Below are 19,099 nucleotides of genomic sequence, written 5' to 3'. Positions count from 1 at the left end.
CCCATTTCGCCAGTCTCCAATTGCTTTAAATCTTGGCAATCAATTAATAGGCTTGCTGGAATTTGCGGTAGCGATGGCGGTTTGGGCGATACGCAAGCCATCATCAGTAAACTTGCAATCAGTGTAAATGCGGTCAGTAATGATTTTTTGAGTTTCATGTCGAATATCTCTAAATTCAATTTTGATGTTGTTGCGTTCGGCTTCGAGTTCATTTTCAACAATGAATACTTTTGCTTTCCATGCATCCAGTGCAGATTGGTAGGCTTCATTAACTTTGTTTATTCGCTCGACACATTCAGCATCAGCACTATTAAATTTGTTTTGCCAGTGGCTTACACGCCATGACTGAATACCAAGCCCAATAAGTGTGAGTAATAAAAAAGCCGTCAGAGCAATAATGACGGCTTCATAAAATTTGGCGATGAAGGTTTTTATCATGTAGCCTCCCGCATCAAAACGGCTGCCACTTCTTTCGCTACAAGCCACTTTTTAGAATCCCATTTAGCAAGGTCAGCATTATTGGAAATGAAGAACAGCTCAACAATCAAACCACCACCTTTACTAATAAAGCCGAGTCGTGAATGCTGCCCACTACCCTCTGATTTCCAACCTTTATCACCTCGAAGTGGAATGCCAAGATGCTTGTGAATAGCAGACGCCAACTTTTGAGCTAAAGCTTTGTTTTTATTAGCAGATAATACTTCAACTCCAGTTGCCGCCTTATTTGCTGCCGCATTACAGTGGAATTCGATAGCAATATCACATGCTTGTGCTACCTTGATTGCTTGTGCGAGAGGCTGATTAACACCACCTTTCCCGTCTGTTTCATGCTTAATGCCATCAAGGGTTAAGTAGTGTGCGACCATCTTTCGCATATCAAGCACGATTTGCGCTTCAGTGCGTGTGCCATTTACTGCACCCGGATCAGTGTCAGAATGACCTGCACAAATGGCTATCGTTTTATTTTTTGACATTGATTTCAACCTTATCAATTTTATCACTGACGTAATGAGTACCTTTGAAACCAATGGCGGATGAAACACCCACCGCAACAATTTCAGGTATTCCAAACCAAGTCATTACCGACCAAGCGCCGATGGCAAATAAGCCACACATAAAAGCTTCAAGCCAGTCCGCCTTGCCATGTTTTCTAGCCGTGCGAAAAATCGCCATTAAAAAAGCCATCACGAATGACGCAATGGCTGTATAAAATGGCTCAAGTGACGCAATGACTAATTTTAAGTCATCCATATATTCCCCTAAATTGAATAGCCTCAACCTCTTCTTTTGATGAGGCTGAGAAAATAGCTTGTCGAGCAACTCGCCCACGTTCATGAGCAAATGCAATATGGGCCTGTAGCGCTTGGTAAAGATGCTTGAGTTGCGTAGCAGTCAATTCAACAACTGTATTGTTTGCCAGTGTCCATGTTTGATCCACCCCTGCAATCGAAGCTCCTAATATTCGGCTCTGTGATAAATGATCCGAGTCAAAATAATTTCCTTCAAACTCAAAACCACCCAGCTCAAAAGCATCTCTAGCCGATTTTATTTCAATCCATTTTTGATCTTTAATTTGCTCCAGTGTTCTAGGATCAACCCATTGCTTAGATTGATAATCAAAAGTGTGAAACGAGGATGGTGATTTGGGTAAATCAACCCACCACCCCTTGTAGTACATATTTGATCTAGGGGGGTCAGGCACAGCTAAACACCCCAAAGGTTTATTTAACTCGATTGTTTCTTGATTGCCTTGAATAGAATAAAGAAGCTCCCCATGTTTTGAGATAATTGCTGTCATTTTTTTAGCTCAATAATATTGATTGCTCGGTTTCTTGCAAGATTTCGATTTATTGATGTATTAGGCCATGAGACAACTTGAGCGTTATCTCGTGAGGTTGTTGCCGCTATCTTCAGCTTGTATGTGGTTTGACCAACCGAGGGGGAGTCAATAAATGCAGGCATAGTATATGAGCCTGTATACTGATATACGCTGGTGCTTGAGCTGTAGGATCGTGTTGGGTAGCCAACATTCCACTTTGCAACAATAACGTTATTTCTCATTAGGATACACCACAATGAAATAGTATCACCAACACCCTGAATTAAATTAATCCCTCCGTTTTGTGATACCATTACATCAAACATATCTAAAGAGAAACCAACATCAACTCTACACTTACCCCCTGACCTATTAATAGTAATGGAAGCTAAATCTGGAGTGTCTTGAATCCATTTATTGATTTGACCGTCTTCAGTCTTGTCTACAATATTCCCACTAACTTCAGGTATTGCGATTGGCGATGAAAGATGAACCCCAACCGGTACAGTAACAGCCTCATCCTTAATCTTCAGTGTATCCACCTGCAAATCACCAATCTTCGCAGTAGTTACTGCTAAATCATCAATTTGAGCAGACTTAACCGCCAAATCTTTTATGTGAGCAGTATCGATAGAAGCATAATCCATAAACGCAGATTTCATATAAGCACCAACAGGAAAAACAGTGCCTGTATTTGGATCTGTGTATGGTGTGTTGCGGAAGATGAATGGGTAATACTCTACACCTGGATTGTTTGTGTCATATGGACTGGCTAAAGCAAACGAATCAGAGCGTATTACAAAATTACCAACATCCCCACCTTCTTCATCTTCAACCGCTAAACCATAGCCATAAATTCGCCCTCCTACATCGAGTTTAATTGTGCTTTGAGCCTTAATCTTAGTTTCAGTAACAACTAGAGATTCAAGGATGTTTCTTTCTGATTGGATCTGATTGATTTGACTTGTAATTGCAGACTTTTGTAAGTTTGCATCACTTATTGCCAATTCAAGCTGATCTATCTGATCCCGCATTTGTTGGATCAATGCTAAATCTGCATCCACACCCTTGTCTTCTTCCGCATCGATTTTTAGTTCAAGTTGAAGAATTTGAGCGTTAAATCCATCTATTGCGGAATCAATCACGCCTGATTTTGCTTGAAGACTAGCTATATCACCATCCAGTCGGGCTTTAGCAATCTCATGCTTAAGCTTTTCTAGATTTCCAATATTGTTAATGACTTCAATGCTATCAATAGCCCCATCGAGTGACCGCTGATAAGTATCAACTCGACCAGCTATTGCGTCCAAATCATCGCTGAAAGCGCCTTGAATCTGCTGGATTGATGCTATGTTTTGTGTCGCTGTGTTAGCTTTTCCAAGTGCCTCATTTGCTGTAGCTTGAGCTGCAGAAGCCGCTGCTGCTGCATCTGTTGCTGCCTTGTCTGTTACTGCGAACCATTGAGAGCCATTCCAACGTTTAGGTGTGTTATTACCTCCTGTTGTGTCGATCCAAAGGTTTTGACTTAATCGCTTATCTTGAGCAGGCGCGGAAGAGCCATAAATCACTTCGCCTTTATTTCCAGCCAGGTTCGCAGCCTGTTGAGCGGCTTGTTGAGCTGCATCCGCTGACTGTTGAGCTGCATTTGCAACTTGCTTGGCTGCTAATTCTGCTGCGTCAGCTTTATTCTTAGCATCCAAGGCTGCTGCGGCAATTGCGGCTTGTTGTGCGGCATTTGCCTTTGCAGTCGCATCATTAGATGCCGCTGCAATAGCTGCTAATCTTTCAGCTTCGGCTTGTGCTTGCGCATATGCTTTAGCTGCTTGTTCTGCTGCATTCGCTTTACTTTGCGCATCGGCAATCGCTTGTTCTGCTGTTTGTTGAGCGGTAGCAGTTGATGATTGGACAGTATCCACTCGACCAGATAAAGCTGAGTCAGCATTAGCCAACACAAGCATTTCTTGCTGAATTGTTGCTAGATTTTGCTGTAAATCATTACCTACTTGAGCTTGAAGGTCATCAATTCTTTGCCCAAGTGCGCTGTCCGCATTTGCTCTTGCAAGTGCTTCGGATTGAATGAGGGTTGCATTCTCATTTATCTGAGCGACAGTTGAATCGATTCGTTGGCTTAGCGCCTGATCACCCTCAATTTGGGCTGTTAATTGTGACCATGCGCCTGCGTAACCTTCAGTTGATCCGATAAGTTCATCGTTTGAACCAATCATCGCTGGATTGACTTGAGCATAAACCCCATCAATCTTTGAAGTGTTCGCTGAAACACGCCCTTCAAGCTGCTGTACATTTGCATTAGTTTGTTCTAAAGCTCCAGCACTTGCCTTGTTGCCCAATTCAACTGTTATTGCTTGAATGTTTTGAGCATTAGCGCTTGATTGGTTTGCAGCACCATTTGCTGTAGATAAAGCTGTTGCTGAATTTTGCATAGCAAGATCAGCATTGTCAGATGCTTCATTTGCCACAACTCTAATTTGATCAACTTGAGAAGCAGCAGAGCTTGCTTCATTAACTGCAATATTTGCTTGAGACAGCGCTGTAGCTGCATTGGTTTTTGCTGTTGAGGCATCATCTTCAGCGATTGTTACACGACCATCTAAAGCTTGGATTGCTTGAGCATTGGAGCTATTTTCAGCCACAGCAACATTAATGGCTTGTTGAACATTGCTAAGAGCCGCATCATTACTAACCTTATAGTTATTCAAAGCTAATAGGTTAGCCGCATCACCCTGCTGTCTGTGCTGAATCTCTTGAGTTAAGCCATCTTCTAAATCTTCAATTGCATCCAAGCGAGCTTGGGTTTCATTGTTAAGAGATTGGTTGAGTTGGTTAACTTGGGTTTGAACCGCACCAATGTCTTCAATTAAATTACCCACATCACCATCAAGTCCAGCAATCGTGTCAATTTGATTGATCTTTTGCTGTAAATTTTGATGGAATTGGCTTTCAGTAATTTTACCTGACAATATATCCAAAACCGCAGAGGCATCAGCAGAAGTTGTTGCACTGACCCAATTTGACCATGGACCAATATTTCCAATTCGATCAATCAGCCTCCCTCGGAAGTATCGAGTGAGATTGCCTTGCATTCCTTGAATTTCATGATTTGTGGTCGGATATGCGAACAAACCTAATTGTGCAGCATTAGCTCCGTTTGCAGTTGTTGCGATTTCTATTTCCGTGTATGCCGTATCTAATGCGCCAATTGCAGGGAAATTCCATTTAAGTTTATAGCCAAACAACACGCCTGATGCTGTTAGATTTGACAATGCAGGCGGCAATCCTGTTTTACCTGACAAACTGGTTAATACAGAATAGGTTGGCAATGACGCAACATCGAATGCTGAAATAGCTGTAACTCTTGCTTCGTAATTACCTGAATAAATCCCCTGCACTTCTACTGAATTAGCACCCGTGATTGGTAGTTTTATCCAAGCCCCATCATCTTTACGCCATTCAACCTGATATTTAGTAGCACCTTTTGCCTGATCCCATGAAATCAACATTGTTGCCACGGAAATGCCTTGTTGTACCATGTTTTCAGACGTAAGCGCCACGCTTGATACAGGCTCTTGTGTGGTTGGGTTAATAATTGAAATCGGCCGCTCATCAATAAAAGCACCATGATCGATTGCATCGTATTTAGATGACTCGTATTGAACTGCATTGATTGAAAACTGATGTTTTTCGTTTTGAGTAATACTCATGACACGAAACTTCATTGTCTTCAAATCTTGCGCATCCACAACCCAGACGTTTTGAGCTGCAACAGAATCAAAAGCACTAGAAACAGTGATGTTTCGACCACTCACTGATGAGACTGTACGCGCTTGAGCTATGCCATCTTCGCCATTTACGACGAGTCGATCACCCGCACGACACACCACATTGTCACGATCAACTGTAATTGTTCTACGATTCGTTGAAACTGCTGAAATGCGACCGCCATTCGCTCGACCAGCAAACAACTCATCTGCAATTTCAATTACTTTACCAGGTAAGGGAATATGACCATCCAAACCAACTTTGAAAGACACCGTACGTGTTTCAAGTTGCTCGGATTTTAAAGCCCACAAGCCTGCTCGTTGTGCTTGCCCCTCAGATGTACAACCCCATGCATCGATATCTACTACACGAACACCAAGCTTGGCGATAGCAGCCTCATCACGCACATACACATATTCTGTCTTGTAGTGATTTTTTGGGTTATCCCATGCCACTTTTGCAACCGTGTGACGATCACGCGCTCTTGATCCTGAGTATTCAAATAACCCATCAATTACGTTGGCGCGAGTATATGTAAAGAATGTGTCTTGCGGGATATCAGCATCACAGACAATTGAATTACCATCCCAAAAAGTAATGGCTCTAAAGACGCCTGCCAATTTATTTAGAATCGCATATGCATCTTCTGTAGATTGCAAATAAACATTGCAAGTAAAACGCGGCTCTTGACCACCCTTGCCATCATCAACCATTTGATCGCAATATTGCGCCAAACGATACAATGACCACTTATCCACCATAGAAGAAGTTAATCGATCTCCTAAAGCGTAACGTTTTGATGTGCAAATATCGTAATAAATCCACGCTGGATTGTTGGTGTAAGCTCTCTTGAAAGTACCATCCCACAAGCCTGTGTAAGCCCTTGTAATTGGATTGTAATTACTTGGAACTTTGACTTTTATACCTTTTAAGTCAACTGCTACTTTGGCAACATTTGAAAATGTTTCTGCATCATATCGAAGACCAAGTAACGCAGTATTTGGATATGAAAGCTTTAGGTCGATAACTTCCGTAATCGCCTCAACATACATTTTGTCACTTACGTACTCTGACGTTGAATTTGGTGTGATTCTGCGAACTCGCACTTGCCAGCCATTGTCGGATTTCGGCAAATCGATACGGTGTGAGCGCTCATAGTTTGTTGATGTTTTATCAGAAATACGAGCATCAATAACTGTATTCCAAGCCCCTCCACCTGTCTGCAAATCAATTGCGTAATCAATCGTTACGCCTGTAACATCACCATTGTCTTCATTTGTCGTTCTCAATGCACCCCATTTTAAACGAATTCTTAATGCATCGAGATCGGTGTTTGAAATTGCTCGAACCCAAGGCGTTCCTGATTGAAGCTCAACACCTACAGCGGTTTCAGATGAAATATCAGGAAACCCCTCGATATATTCCTGATCGTTCGTGCCGTTTCTAAAATCTGCGACAATATTTTGGAAATTTGGACTGCCATTACTATCATGAAGTGGAGTTTCTTCAAGATACACACTTTGCAACCCATTCGCTAAACCCTCGACTTCTCCTTCGCTCAAGCCATACAGGATATTTATAAATGTTTTAGATTGAGCTGAATCTGGAGCAATGACTGCTTTTCTTGCTTGTCCTGATCCTTTTTTTGCGCCTTTAATTACTGCGTTCATACTTTCTCTCAAACAATAAAAAAGGCGCTTGTAGCGCCTGAATAAAATTCTTAGTTACATCAAATCTTCGGGATATTGGCCTGCACTTGCAATAAATCCACCAACCTCTCTTTGACCATAGAGAATTGGAACCGGATTGCCTTGTGCTACGGTTGTAACTGCACCACCGAACCCTTTATTGGCTTTGTTGCCGTCTTGATTTTGATCTTGGTTTTCGGTTTTTGGCATCAGCATCATTGCTATACCACCCATCATCATTCCTGCACCAGCACCAATTAAACCTACAGCAACTGCACCACCAACACCTGTCCACCCCACTGTGACACCAACTACAATACCAGCCACCACCATGACCGCACCCAAAATAGTTTGCACAGCGCCACCAGCACCCTTAACTTTAGGCACAATCTTGATGGTTTTGGCATCAGTATTCATTTTAAGTTCTGATTCACCAATGTTTTGATTATCTTGGAAAACAGCAAACTCTAGACCTTGTTCATGTGCATGCATCATAAACGTTTCAAAACCTGGCACTTGCACAGATAGAGCGCGAATTGCTTCTGCTGTATTATCAATAGCCAAATGAAATTCTTTACCGAACTTTTTAGCCAAGATGCCGTACAACTTAATTGTTTTGAGCATATTTACTTTTCTCCATGCAATAAAAAACCGCCTTATTTGGCGGTTAGTGTTTTGAAGTATTCATTTATCTTTTCAAACATACGCTTTGGCATGATGTACCCCTCAGTGTTTACGCAATCACGCAACGAAACAAATTTATATCCAAGCACCTTACTGTTGGATTCCAACACATCAAATAGGTTAATTGTGCTTATCGAAAATCGAGGCTGCGAAAACATTTTATCTGCTTCATTTTCTTCAATTAGTTTTAATTGATTTGAAATTTGTTTGAAGTTATTGTTGCACTTCTTAACAGCATCATAAAAATTATCACCACCCTCACCGTGGGGAGGTTTACCTAAATCAATTAATTCAATATTCATTTTATTCTCGCAAGTTCTTGTATCGCACTATTTTAACAGTTCTTTCTTGCCATTGATGCCCGAATATTTCACGTACAGATTTACGCCCATAAGGATGATGCAAAATTAGAGCTGACCCGATGCAAGGCTCGGTAATTTCAGACTTAAGCACACCGTTATCACCAAGCCAAATTACCGCATGATTCACATGCTCAGTGCGTCCGACTCGACACAAAAGCACATCCCCATATTGCGGCTGATCCACCTCAATAAAACCAGCTTCACCAAACCCATTTAAATATAAAGACTTGCTTTCTGGATTCTGCCACCATGCGTCTTCACGCTTAAAATCCATGAGCTTTATACCGAGTTCGCGTTCGTAAAAGTCACGTACGATTGAGTAGCAATCTTGCCAGCCGTGAAAATAGTTTCGCCCTACAAGTGGTGCTTTATAACCGCATGGCTCGTAAGCCTGAAATTCCACATCAGGATAAGCACAAATCACCCAAGGCTTTTCGTGCAGCTCAATTTGATGCAAATCATATTCTGATGCTTGTGCTGATGCATTTGGGTGTGAGTGCACATACGCTTGAATTTCACCCATATCTTCAGCTTTTGCCAAATCCTCATGATGAATTTCAAATTGATCATGGTTGGGTGAAATATTGCGACAAGCGATATATTTGCTATTAACCACAACACCGCAACATTCAAGCGGATATTCACGCTCAGCGTGGGCTAAAATTGCTTTTTTAAGTTTTGCGGATAATTTCATCACATTAAACTCGAAGCTGGAAAGCCACCAAAGCGACTTTCGTTATTGCGTATACGACAAGATGAAAGTCTGCCTGAGCATCGATCCAAGGCTGGATTGTCGGTAGGTTCATCTTTATCTGTAAACATTGCTGTACCAGTGTATTGACACTCTTCACCGCGATATGAATTAACAGAGCACCAATGGCAATAATTTGATATTTGGCGTACAGGAATTTTTAGACCCTCAAAATCCACAGGATTGGATAGCTCAAATGTCACCGCCTGTGCATTCTCGGACGTCTTTTGTTCGATATACCAAATTTGCTCTTTAGACTCATTTGAAGCAGTTGAGTTGCCCGCACTAAAGTTTTCAGCATCAAGATATTTTGCAAGAGTGGTAATGACTTTTAGTTTTGCGCCCGCAAAGTCGCCAAATTGCAAACAATAAGCTGAAACAGCACCTTGAATTTTGTTGATATTGTTTGCCATTGTGAGGATAGGCATTGACGCCTTTCCATCAGATCGCATTTCCATACCGGTTACATCAATTGCCATTGGCTCAAATGTTTCACCCTGCCAAATGATGTTTCGATGCCAAACTTTATTTTGACCCTGTTCAAAAACTTCACCGATGAGCTGAGTTTCGTCACCAATCAAACCATCAGACCCAATCAGGCTGTAAATGCGCTCCCAGTCTTGATATGCGATGTGACCATGAAAACGAAGAATGCCCGCACCTAAAGTGCGAGCATCCAACTCATAAAGCGTCACAATGCCGTCAACGTGAAGTTTTTGAAAATCACTGTTTAGTGCCATTAGTTACTCCGTCACAATGTGAGTGCTTGATTCCAAAGCATATTGACCTGCTCTGCACTAAGCCCCATTAAATCAGCCATAGCCAATAAACTTGGATTCAAGCGTTCAAACGTGGTTGCATCTTGCCATTCAATCAATGCGATTTGGCGTTGCATTGGGTCAGGGATTTGATCAATCAGCGCTTCTACTTGTGACAAGTCATATCCATTCATTGTTAAAGCTAAACGGAATTGACGGCGTGTTAGTGGCTGCATTTTCGCAAGTTGCTCTTGCTCTAATCGCTCAGCATCTTCACCTGAGATCACCCACACACCATTTTCTAAAGTGTGATATTGGCTTGGTGCTGGTTGACCTTCATCATCAAGAATCGTTTGATCAACTTCAGGCTCAATTTCTTCAGTCGGCAATTCTTGTAGACGAATCGAAATAAAGCGATTTTCTTTAATGTCGATTGGCTTGTTAGGATCTGCTGCAATTAATCCAGTTTCATTGATGCGTTTTTCATAAGTTTTTACAGAGATATCACCATTTTCAAACTGCTCATACACAACGGCGTGGAAAATATTGCCATTTGCATCTTTAGGTTGTTCTACATACCAACCTTCTTGTGCAAATCCGCTTGAACCTTTAATTAAGTAATCACCCACACCAAGTTTTTCAAAAGTGATGTCTTGTTGTTGTGCTTCTGCGTTTAGCTCAATTCTATCTGCATAAAGACTAATGATTGGCGATGCTGCTTTCAGAAATCCGTTACTATCTACTGTAGTATTTCTTGAAGTACGAATATCATAGAGCTCATAAGCAGAATAAGATTGGTGTTTAAAAGCCACCATTAGGCGGCGTTGACTCGAAAGCGCACCGATTGCATAACCAATGTTAGCAGCAAAATTACAATTAATATATGCAACTGACGGTGGGAAAGCTTCAAATTCACTTGCTGTTGAAGGGGTTGTATAAAAACCATTTTTAAATGGCAATCCGTTTTCTACATTGGTTGCTACATATATGTTATTTGGTAATCCAATGCCAAAATCACCAACTGTTAGAACACGTCCCAATGTTGAATCACTTTTTGACGTTGTAAGTGTCGCTGTCGCTGCTGTGCCTAACCCTAAATTAGTTCGTGCCTGTGCTACTGTTGTTGCACCTGTGCCGCCCTTATTTACTGGAAGTGCAGAAGGCAAAACCCCTTGAGCATTTGCACCCAATTGAGCATAAATCTCATCATCATTCGCCTGCAATTTAGCAGATCCAGTCCGGAATGTATCCCCACCTGCGCCAGTTGGTGCTGTACCTTGATTAATTGTTTGCTTAGCCATAATTTTTCCATTAAAAAACCCCGACTAAGCGGGGCATAAAAATTAAATTTTTTAAGGTTGAAAATCTTGAGTAAAGGTAGTTGAAATTCGCCACACCAATCCACCTACATGAACTGGTGTGTATTCGCTTGCTATGACCCTCACTTCACCATCTAAAGGCGAATCCCATAAAAAAGATTCAGAACCTTTATGGTCATCAAAGAAGGCTTTAATCTGCAAAATTTCATCTTTATAAGCTGTGCGCGTGTAATTCCACACACCTCGCTTATTATTAATGCCTACCGATGTACTTTGGCGATATCCATCACCAAATTGACTTGATAGAACATTGAATGAATTAGTTTGCGAGTTGCCTTCTCGATCAGCAGGAAAGTTGAATTTTCGGTTGCTCAAGCTAATAACCCCCCTTGTCGTTTCTCGCGTCGTATCACCGCAATTACCGCCTGATTAATCATTTCACCAAGCTGCTTACTGTCGCTATGTGTAGTCGCATTACCATCACTTGCAATCGTAATGTGGTTTTGAATGGATATTGACTCAGCTTTAGATGTTGAAATTGGTTGTTGGATTGAATTAACAACTCGTGAACCAACTCTTTGATTGTCTTTAACCAACCCACCTGTAGAGTACCCACTCTTGATCGCTTGTCTGAGTTGGTTAAACCCAGCTTCACCACCAATCGCACGTATTTCCTCTTGGTTTAAAACACCTTCACCTTTATGGACAATACCAGCAGGCTCGTACTTGCCACCATGACCTGTAAAGCCGCCATCTGAGAAGCCTGCCATTGTTTGAGCAGCGATAGCTCCAACACTTGCCATACCCATGCCCAGCACAATATTTGCTGCCACAGATTTGCTAATCAGATCTGTATTCCATGGGCTTGCTAATACTTGGTTATAGGCTAGAAATGCGCTCACAGTTGCAGAGGTCATTGCAAAAGCTTGCTGCATCGCAAACATGGCTTTATATGCGCCCGACTGCTCACCTGCTCCATCTTTCACAAGTTGAGTCATTTGCGACCATGTTGATGAAGTGGCAGACAAGATGGTTTGAAGTGATCCAAGTGCCAAGGACTGCTTGTCTCTCTCATACTGAGATTGGTTTTCCAGCATTGCAGATTGAAACTCAGTCTCACTCATATCAAACCATTCGCGGTATTCAATGATTGCTTGACGTCGATCTTCAAGCGCCTTTTCAGCACTATAGTCAATCCCCATGGCACCAGCAAAACGTTGCGCTACACCCTGTTGTGCGACACTTGTGTCATACCCCTCATTTAAGATGGATATCGTCATTTGCTGATTTCTTAAATTCGGGTCTTGTGTTTTGGCAATCTCCTCACGTTCTAACCTGTAACGCTCCCTAATCGCTTCACTCTCAGTCATCAACGCTTGCTTCATATAGAAGATGCGTGTTTCTTGAGCCAGTTTGATTAGGGCGAGTTCGTGGTTGGATTGGTCAACCATAGAATCTAAGCTGTATTGCTTATTGGTATCGGTTAGCTCACGATTAGATAAAATGAGAAGCCTATTTATTTTAACTCGTTGATCAAGTTTTTCCTCCTCAGACCACTGCCACTCATTTAACTGGTACTTGAGTTGCTCGTTATACAACTCCTTTTCATAACCTGCACGAGCCTCAGCATTTGCAATAAAGCCCTGAGTGTCTTTTGGACTAAACTTGGCTTTTCTAATTTGCTCAATCTCGCGAGCTAAATTAATTTCTATTTGACGCTCGCGGTCTGCATTCTCAAATACAATTTGTTGACGATCTCTTATAGACTGATCGAGGTCTTTAACAGCCTTCTTTTGCTGTGCTGTTGATTCTCTGGTTGCTTTTGTATGCTTTGCCAATGCGCCATTTCGCTTGGTTGTAACCTCCTCTTCAGCGATAATCCCTTTGATTAATTCCTTTTGTTCAGCGGTTACGCCTTTAATGCCCTTCTTTTCGTTTTCACGATAGGCTTGCAACAAAAGATCCGCTTCTCTTGCTGATTTACCATGCTTGTCAATAACTGCATTAATAAATTCCAAATCCCATTTCTGCTGCTTTAACTTGCCAGTATATTCAGCAACCGCCTCAGCAGCACTTCTAACTCCTCTTGCTGCATTATCACCCGCAGCGGCATTTTGATTTAAGGAGTTAGTCATTGCATCAACAAATTGCTTCTGGTTTTTATATTCATTTCCAGAGTTGCGAACCTGCCCAGCCAGAGCGTTAAACTTATCTTTAGAGTCCTGACTCACAAAAGAAAGCTTATTAATCGCCGCAGAAAACTTATCTAAATCACCCGTTTTCTTAAATTCAGCAATTAATGCATTTACCTCACGAGATTGCTCTCGAGTAAAATCATTGTATCGACTCAAAGCGTATGCATTGGTATTTAAATCATCTGTTAATTCCTTATAACTCTCAGCTAGTTCAGACAGCTTTGCTTTCTCGACTGCTTGCTGCCCGCGCTTTTGAACGTCATCCAGCTCGCGGTATTTTTGAATAGCATCGCCGACAGCCTCATTGTTTTCACGTAATGAAACCGTGGCTTTTTCTGAATTGCTGCCCAGTAGTAGATATCCAGCTGCAACCGTTGCCACCGTAATACCGAGACCAACTGGTCCCGCCATAAAAGCCAAGGCTGATCTTGCGGCACTAGTCAGTGTTAGCGATGTTGTTGTGGCTGCGGCTTGAGCAGCACTATAAGCGACTAAATTAACAATGCCTTGTTTTACAGCGGCGCCTTTAGTCAGTAATGCTGTGGTTACATACCCCAAACCTATTGCTGCACCAGTATTTGCTACTAAGTCTAGGTTATCTGCTAAGGTGCTTAAACCTCCTGCCAATATACCAGTCGCACTTGTAGTTTCGTTAGCCTTCCCCAGGTAAACAGTCACTGCATTAGATAGCTTGGTAAAACCATCTGCCAAGCTATTTTCCATATTATTAGCAAGCTTTTCATTTTCATTGCGAGTAGCAATCAGTGTCTCAATTAAGTCGTTTAAAGACGCTTTACCCTCAGCACCTAATTTTCGAATTTCAGCTTCTGTTTGACCTGTGGTTTTCGCCATATCAGCAATGACGTTATCCGCGCCCGTCACAATTGAAATCCACGCATCAGCATCAATCTTGCCTTTTGCCATAGATTTGCTTAGCGCATCCATTGCTGATTGTGCTTGGTCGGTACGTGTGGCGTTATGGGTAAAGCTAAAAGAAAGTGAATCAACCAAATCAAGCGTCTGGGTAGTTTGATAGCCAAGCGACTTCATGCCGCCAGCCATACTCAAGTAGACTTCCTGAGCCTCACCTAATTGACGATAGGTGGTATTTGCAGTTGCTAAGATTCGGCTTTGCACTAGGTCATATTCAGCCGCACTTGCAGTTGCGTTACGAATACGTGCAGCCATCTGTGTATAGCCATCAGCCATGGTTATTGCTTTATTAATGGTTAGAATGCCACCCATATATCCCACAAGGCTTTTAATTGAAGCACCCATTGCTGTCATCTGAGTGTCAGCCTGATCACCCTTTTTAGTTAGGTTTTCAAGCTCGCTTGCGACTGCACGTGCATTACGTTCAGCATTTTTTGAGTCAATCACGATGACCAGACGAGATTCTTGAGACATTTCACTTTCCTGCGGGCAATAAAAAACCCCGCAATGCGGGGTTGTATTCATTTGTGTAATTAATAATTTTTCTTAGCTGAATCCAATCCATCTAAGAAAGAAACCACTAAATCTTTTGATACTGAAATAACTCTTTCCTGTTTTCCTTTGAGTTTTAACTCAAAGCCTTCTTTATTTTTTCTTATGAACTCTTCAGTTAAAGTAACACCTAATGTTTCATTTAACTTACATCCCATATATCTATTGGAACAGTTGGCTTCATGATTTATTAGTACAACTTCGTGCGCAACTCCCTGTATGTCGTAAGCAATCTTTATTCCACCCCAACCACCAATAAATGTAGCATCTAAATACAATTGGACTAAAGTTGTTTTTTTTGTAGTTGGATTATAGATACCTCTCAATATCATATTTTCAAAAGATTTTGTTTTGATATTTACAATTTTCTCAAAGCGATCAAATGAAACTGTGGCTACTGTATCCTTAGGTTGTAGTGATTTACCTAAAATTTCAACTAAAGAATCAATAGTCACTGGTTTACCATCATTTCGTTCAAATGTATAATTTACATACATTTCATCTAATGGTCTATCAAGATTTAAGTAATAAACATCACAGTTAGCAGTGACAACTTTTGTGCTTAATGATTTGTTTACAGTAAATGCCTTTCCATTAATATTAATATCACTCTTAGAATTCTTTAAACTGTATTGAGATAAACTGTCATGATATTTAGTTGGCACCCCAGTATCTAGTATTTTAAAATTATTTTCTTTTAGAGTTTTATATCCTTTTTCATTCCTATTAACCCCAGCTATTAAGTTTTTGTTTGGATCAATAAAAAAATTATAAGACGCACTTTGTTTAGCCTTTTCAGTTAAGCGAAACTCTGTACCCTTTAAACCCTCATATTCGCAACTATTTGCATACGCCCCGGTTGAAAAAATAACTCCAAATATTAAAGTTGTAATAAGCTTTTTCATGTATTTACCCCTTTTAAGTAAACACACAATACTAACAATCCGATCAAAAGAAAACCACCCGAAGGTGGTTCTGTTTAATATTCCCAAGCTTACCAATTACTATCAGATTTCTGATTTATAATGTCTTGCTTATATTGCTGGATAATGGATTCCATTTTAGCCTTAACTTGTTGCTGCTGTTTGATCTGCATAATAGGGACATCGCGACCAATATTAGTGTTTAGTCCACCCTTCACATATGTGAGAGGTTTCCTAGAAATATCGGAAAAAGCCACTCGCGCTCTTGAGTCCTTTGTGTCGATTTTTATGGTGAAATTCACAACATCTCGACCAAAAGCCTCACAATCCATAAAGCCACTACAAGGATATTGGATGTTTCCCTTACCAATGATGCTGCCAGTATTTTTATCTGCATACTGAACTACGTTATTTGATGAATTAAATACTTTCGCCATCCAAATTTTAGATGACTCAAATAATTGATCCTTAGAATACCCATCAATCTCTACAACTTGAGCCACCTCGTTTAATGGGCTTGGGGCATGCTGCATATCTGGAGATATTGCACATCCAACCAATCCAAAACCCACTACCCCTGCAACCAATATCTTTTTCATGTGATTTCCCTCTTATAATAAATTATAAGATACTAATTCCAGAATGAAAAAACCATCCCGAAGGATGGTTCTTTTGGTTTTAGCGATTATTTCGCTCTCTCAGGAAATGCCTTCCTACGCGCAACGTATCAGTACCATAAAGCAGATCCAGCAAACTATCAAAACGCTTAGTAAATTCAGCAATATCCATTGTTGGGTAGAAGCCCGGTGGTAGTGGCATTGCGGTCAGCACACCGTTACGAGCACTTACATGCCAAGAATCATACCGTGAGTTATTAAATTCCTGATTAATCTGTTCAGCAACTTGAATAACCTCTTGTGGATAAGGTAAGGCTTTAACTTCTTGCTTTTCAGCCTTCGCTTTTATATCCATTGTTTCCAGATAATGAACAGCCTCTGGAAAATGAATTTCTAAAAGCTCTGCATAACGCGGAATTTTAAAATGTCGATTATGACGACTCCACATTTCTGCATAAATCTTACGATTGCCTTGTGAGCGTCGATCTACAATTTCATGCAGTAGTGCTTGCTGTTCAGGTGAGATGGCTTGACGAGCCTTGACTCTAAATTGCATCACCATCGCATCATAAGCACGAATCACCTGTAAGTGGAATTTTGCAGAGATCCACATTGCATATGAGTAAACTAATTCTTTAACTACATATGTGCCATTATTCTTGCCATCATTGACTTTGCCAACAGCAGGCATCTGCAAATTTGCAGATGCCCCATTCGAAGGGTTTTCAATCTCAGCAATTAGGTCTTTGGTTTGTTGGTTACGGATAAAGTAAGCAGGCTGGTGCTTCTTGTCGTAACCACTTGCTTTGTGTAGATCATTTAAGCAATAACGACCATCTTCATCTTGGCGAATTGAGAAATCACCAATAACCAATGGTTGAGCATTTGGATTTACTAAATTTTGTGTTAAATTAGACATGTGTTTACATCCTTCTGTGATGGCAACTAAACCTTGCAAAATGTGGTAGTGGAGCAAGGTTTTTTTGTGCCTATAAGTTTCATGCTTTCGCACTCTTTTGGTTTTCTCGCTTTTCTAACCATTCTTCAATGATCATATTTAGCTGAGCTGTGATAGTTCTGCGGTCTTTCTGAGTTTCCTCTTTAAATCGCTCTAAAGTTTTTTCAGGTATTCTAAAGTTTACCTGAGGATCTTGTCTTGCCATTAGATTCTCCTTATAGCATGTGATGTAATTTAACATCACAATCACATTAAAGCAGGTGCTTTATTTGGTGTCAATAAATTTTTGACTATTTATTTATAGCACACTATAGTTTATGTACATTGGAACATTAGTTGTTATAAACCTATGGCACGCACAGACCCACAAGTTAACTTTAGAATACCTGCTGAACTCAAAGATAAGCTGGACGAAGCTGCCAAGAACAATGGCAGAACACTTACTGCTGAATTAATTTTGCGACTTGAGACCACATTTGAACTCGACAATCTTCCCGAGCCAACCAATCCAAAAAATATTACTGACCCTAATAAACTTGAGGCTTGGGCTAAGTCAGTATTAAATGAATTATTAAGACTTAAAGAATTGGATACGCGAGTTAAAGAACTTGAAAAAATGTCGAGTATTTAGAGTCCTTCCAGAGTGAAGCTACAGATAGGTTGAATTACTTGGATGGACGAGATTATTAATTCAACGACACTCAAATTGAGTGTCGTTACAACTGACCTTCAAACTGAGTGTCAAGACTCTAATCTGAGCCTTGCGTCCCCAGCCTCAATTTGAGGCCCTGACTACAACTAGCCACAACCTCATTTTAGGATTGTGAACACCATTACTACTTAATAACAAATATGAAATTTAATATAAGACTCGACTGGGCTGTTATCACATCAATATTCACCATATTTCTTTTTTGGTGTGGGTACTGGTATTTTCATGGATTTGCGTCATTTTATAACTATCAAATAGATACTTTTGACATTCCTTTATCAACTCTAATTATAAAAGGCCTAATGATAGGAGTTGAATATGTTATTTATCTAATTCTTACGCTTATACTTTTATCTTTTCTTATATCCATTGATAAGAATCATTGGAGTTTTATTTTTGCCAAGACATTACAAATTGTTTTAAATGTATATCTTCTTTTTTTCTATCTTTATAAACACTTTTTCAGATCAAGCTCTCCAGGTTTTATTCGGCGCAACAGTAGAAAATTATTCTTACGTATAAAGCCGCATCTAAATAGCACTGTACGTCTAGACACTTTATTAGGCCTAAAAGTTCAGCGTTTTTTTAAAAGGCATAAAATTTCTGATAATGATTTAAAGAAAGCAATTTATGGAGATCCTCCAGTTACACCAGCAGTTCAATTTGAATTTGCTATGCTTATTCACTATCTTTTAATTGTTTTGCTAATCTTTGGTTTAGGCGCACTATTTTATATTGGTAAGAAGCAAAGTGAAATTGGTTATTCTGACGCAGAAAATAAATTTAAAGAATTCTGCACAATGCCCCAAGTTGTAACCGAGCCTAAATCTAAATCTGATTTTAGAGTTACTGATTTATGCTTTAAAGGGCTATGTTTGATCACTGATAAAGATAAGAATGTTCAAATACATGAAATGAAGAATTTGCTAGTAAAAAACAATCAAGACAAAAAACAAAAGAGCGCCCTAGATTGTAAGAAATAACTAGTATAAAAAACCTCCACCTGGAGGTTTTGTTTTATTCCAGGTTTAAAAAAACCACCCGAAGGTGG

The 19,099-nt window shown here is 40.4% G+C and carries 17 protein-coding genes and 1 pseudogene; 2 read left to right on the top strand and 16 right to left on the bottom strand.

Annotated elements, in window-relative coordinates:
* Window positions 1–39 precede the first annotated feature (39 nt).
* The 16 genes and pseudogenes from AC1M9B_RS03565 to AC1M9B_RS03490 form a co-directional block, all read right to left on the bottom strand.
* Entirely contained in the window at window positions 40–438 is a 399-nt protein-coding gene (locus AC1M9B_RS03565; protein WP_481608603.1) for a hypothetical protein, read from the bottom strand.
* Complete coding sequence (locus AC1M9B_RS03560; RefSeq protein WP_481608602.1) at window positions 435–974, bottom strand: N-acetylmuramoyl-L-alanine amidase; 540 nt, start codon at window positions 972–974, stop codon at window positions 435–437. The genes AC1M9B_RS03565 and AC1M9B_RS03560 overlap by 4 nt, the downstream gene beginning before the upstream one ends.
* Window positions 961–1,251: a phage holin family protein gene (locus tag AC1M9B_RS03555; RefSeq protein ID WP_179998017.1), complete on the bottom strand. Its 291-nt coding sequence runs from the start codon at window positions 1,249–1,251 to the stop codon at window positions 961–963. The genes AC1M9B_RS03560 and AC1M9B_RS03555 overlap by 14 nt, the downstream gene beginning before the upstream one ends.
* Window positions 1,244–1,798 (bottom strand): DUF4376 domain-containing protein, encoded by a 555-nt coding sequence (locus AC1M9B_RS03550; RefSeq protein ID WP_481608601.1) that lies wholly within the window; start codon window positions 1,796–1,798, stop codon window positions 1,244–1,246. Before AC1M9B_RS03550 ends, AC1M9B_RS03555 begins: the two co-directional genes overlap by 8 nt.
* Window positions 1,795–7,266 carry a TipJ family phage tail tip protein gene (locus tag AC1M9B_RS03545; RefSeq protein WP_481608600.1) on the bottom strand — a complete coding sequence of 1,824 codons (5,472 nt, stop codon included), beginning with the start codon at window positions 7,264–7,266 and terminating at the stop codon, window positions 1,795–1,797. Before AC1M9B_RS03545 ends, AC1M9B_RS03550 begins: the two co-directional genes overlap by 4 nt.
* Before the next feature lie 54 nt (window positions 7,267–7,320).
* Entirely contained in the window at window positions 7,321–7,908 is a 588-nt protein-coding gene (locus AC1M9B_RS03540) for a tail assembly protein (RefSeq protein WP_481608599.1), read from the bottom strand.
* Between the two features lie 32 nt (window positions 7,909–7,940).
* Window positions 7,941–8,270, bottom strand: coding sequence for a hypothetical protein (locus AC1M9B_RS03535; protein ID WP_481608598.1), 330 nt, complete (start codon window positions 8,268–8,270; stop codon window positions 7,941–7,943).
* Window position 8,271: 1 nt separating this feature from the next.
* On the bottom strand, window positions 8,272–9,024 hold the full coding sequence (locus AC1M9B_RS03530; protein ID WP_481608640.1) for a C40 family peptidase: 753 nt from the start codon (window positions 9,022–9,024) through the stop codon (window positions 8,272–8,274).
* On the bottom strand, window positions 9,024–9,821 hold the full coding sequence (locus AC1M9B_RS03525) for a phage minor tail protein L (RefSeq protein WP_481608597.1): 798 nt from the start codon (window positions 9,819–9,821) through the stop codon (window positions 9,024–9,026). Before AC1M9B_RS03525 ends, AC1M9B_RS03530 begins: the two co-directional genes overlap by 1 nt.
* 386 nt (window positions 9,822–10,207) lie before the next feature.
* Window positions 10,208–11,140 (bottom strand): annotated as a pseudogene (locus AC1M9B_RS03520) (phage tail fiber protein); the annotation flags it as partial.
* A gap of 51 nt (window positions 11,141–11,191) precedes the next feature.
* Window positions 11,192–11,533, bottom strand: coding sequence for a phage tail protein (locus AC1M9B_RS03515; RefSeq protein ID WP_481608596.1), 342 nt, complete (start codon window positions 11,531–11,533; stop codon window positions 11,192–11,194).
* Window positions 11,530–14,760 (bottom strand): tape measure protein, encoded by a 3,231-nt coding sequence (locus AC1M9B_RS03510; RefSeq protein WP_481608595.1) that lies wholly within the window; start codon window positions 14,758–14,760, stop codon window positions 11,530–11,532. Before AC1M9B_RS03510 ends, AC1M9B_RS03515 begins: the two co-directional genes overlap by 4 nt.
* Before the next feature lie 59 nt (window positions 14,761–14,819).
* On the bottom strand, window positions 14,820–15,743 hold the full coding sequence (locus tag AC1M9B_RS03505; protein ID WP_481608594.1) for a hypothetical protein: 924 nt from the start codon (window positions 15,741–15,743) through the stop codon (window positions 14,820–14,822).
* 89 nt (window positions 15,744–15,832) lie between these two features.
* Complete coding sequence (locus tag AC1M9B_RS03500) at window positions 15,833–16,360, bottom strand: DUF4468 domain-containing protein (RefSeq protein ID WP_481608593.1); 528 nt, start codon at window positions 16,358–16,360, stop codon at window positions 15,833–15,835.
* Window positions 16,361–16,439: 79 nt separating this feature from the next.
* Window positions 16,440–17,297 carry a KilA-N domain-containing protein gene (locus AC1M9B_RS03495; RefSeq protein WP_481608592.1) on the bottom strand — a complete coding sequence of 286 codons (858 nt, stop codon included), beginning with the start codon at window positions 17,295–17,297 and terminating at the stop codon, window positions 16,440–16,442.
* Window positions 17,298–17,376: 79 nt separating this feature from the next.
* Window positions 17,377–17,541 carry an Arc family DNA-binding protein gene (locus AC1M9B_RS03490; protein WP_481608591.1) on the bottom strand — a complete coding sequence of 55 codons (165 nt, stop codon included), beginning with the start codon at window positions 17,539–17,541 and terminating at the stop codon, window positions 17,377–17,379.
* A 144-nt stretch (window positions 17,542–17,685) separates the two neighbouring features.
* Between AC1M9B_RS03490 and AC1M9B_RS03485 the strand changes: the two genes are divergently transcribed.
* Both AC1M9B_RS03485 and AC1M9B_RS03480 read left to right on the top strand, forming a co-directional pair.
* Window positions 17,686–17,967 (top strand): Arc family DNA-binding protein, encoded by a 282-nt coding sequence (locus tag AC1M9B_RS03485; RefSeq protein WP_481608590.1) that lies wholly within the window; start codon window positions 17,686–17,688, stop codon window positions 17,965–17,967.
* Between the two features lie 221 nt (window positions 17,968–18,188).
* Window positions 18,189–19,031 (top strand): hypothetical protein, encoded by an 843-nt coding sequence (locus AC1M9B_RS03480; RefSeq protein WP_481608589.1) that lies wholly within the window; start codon window positions 18,189–18,191, stop codon window positions 19,029–19,031.
* The last annotated feature ends 68 nt before the right edge of the window (window positions 19,032–19,099 follow it).

Source organism: Acinetobacter sp. ANC_7513 (genome assembly GCF_056779915.1).
The sequence above is the reverse complement of the archived record's forward strand: the minus strand, read 5'-3'. Positions and strand labels throughout refer to the sequence as shown.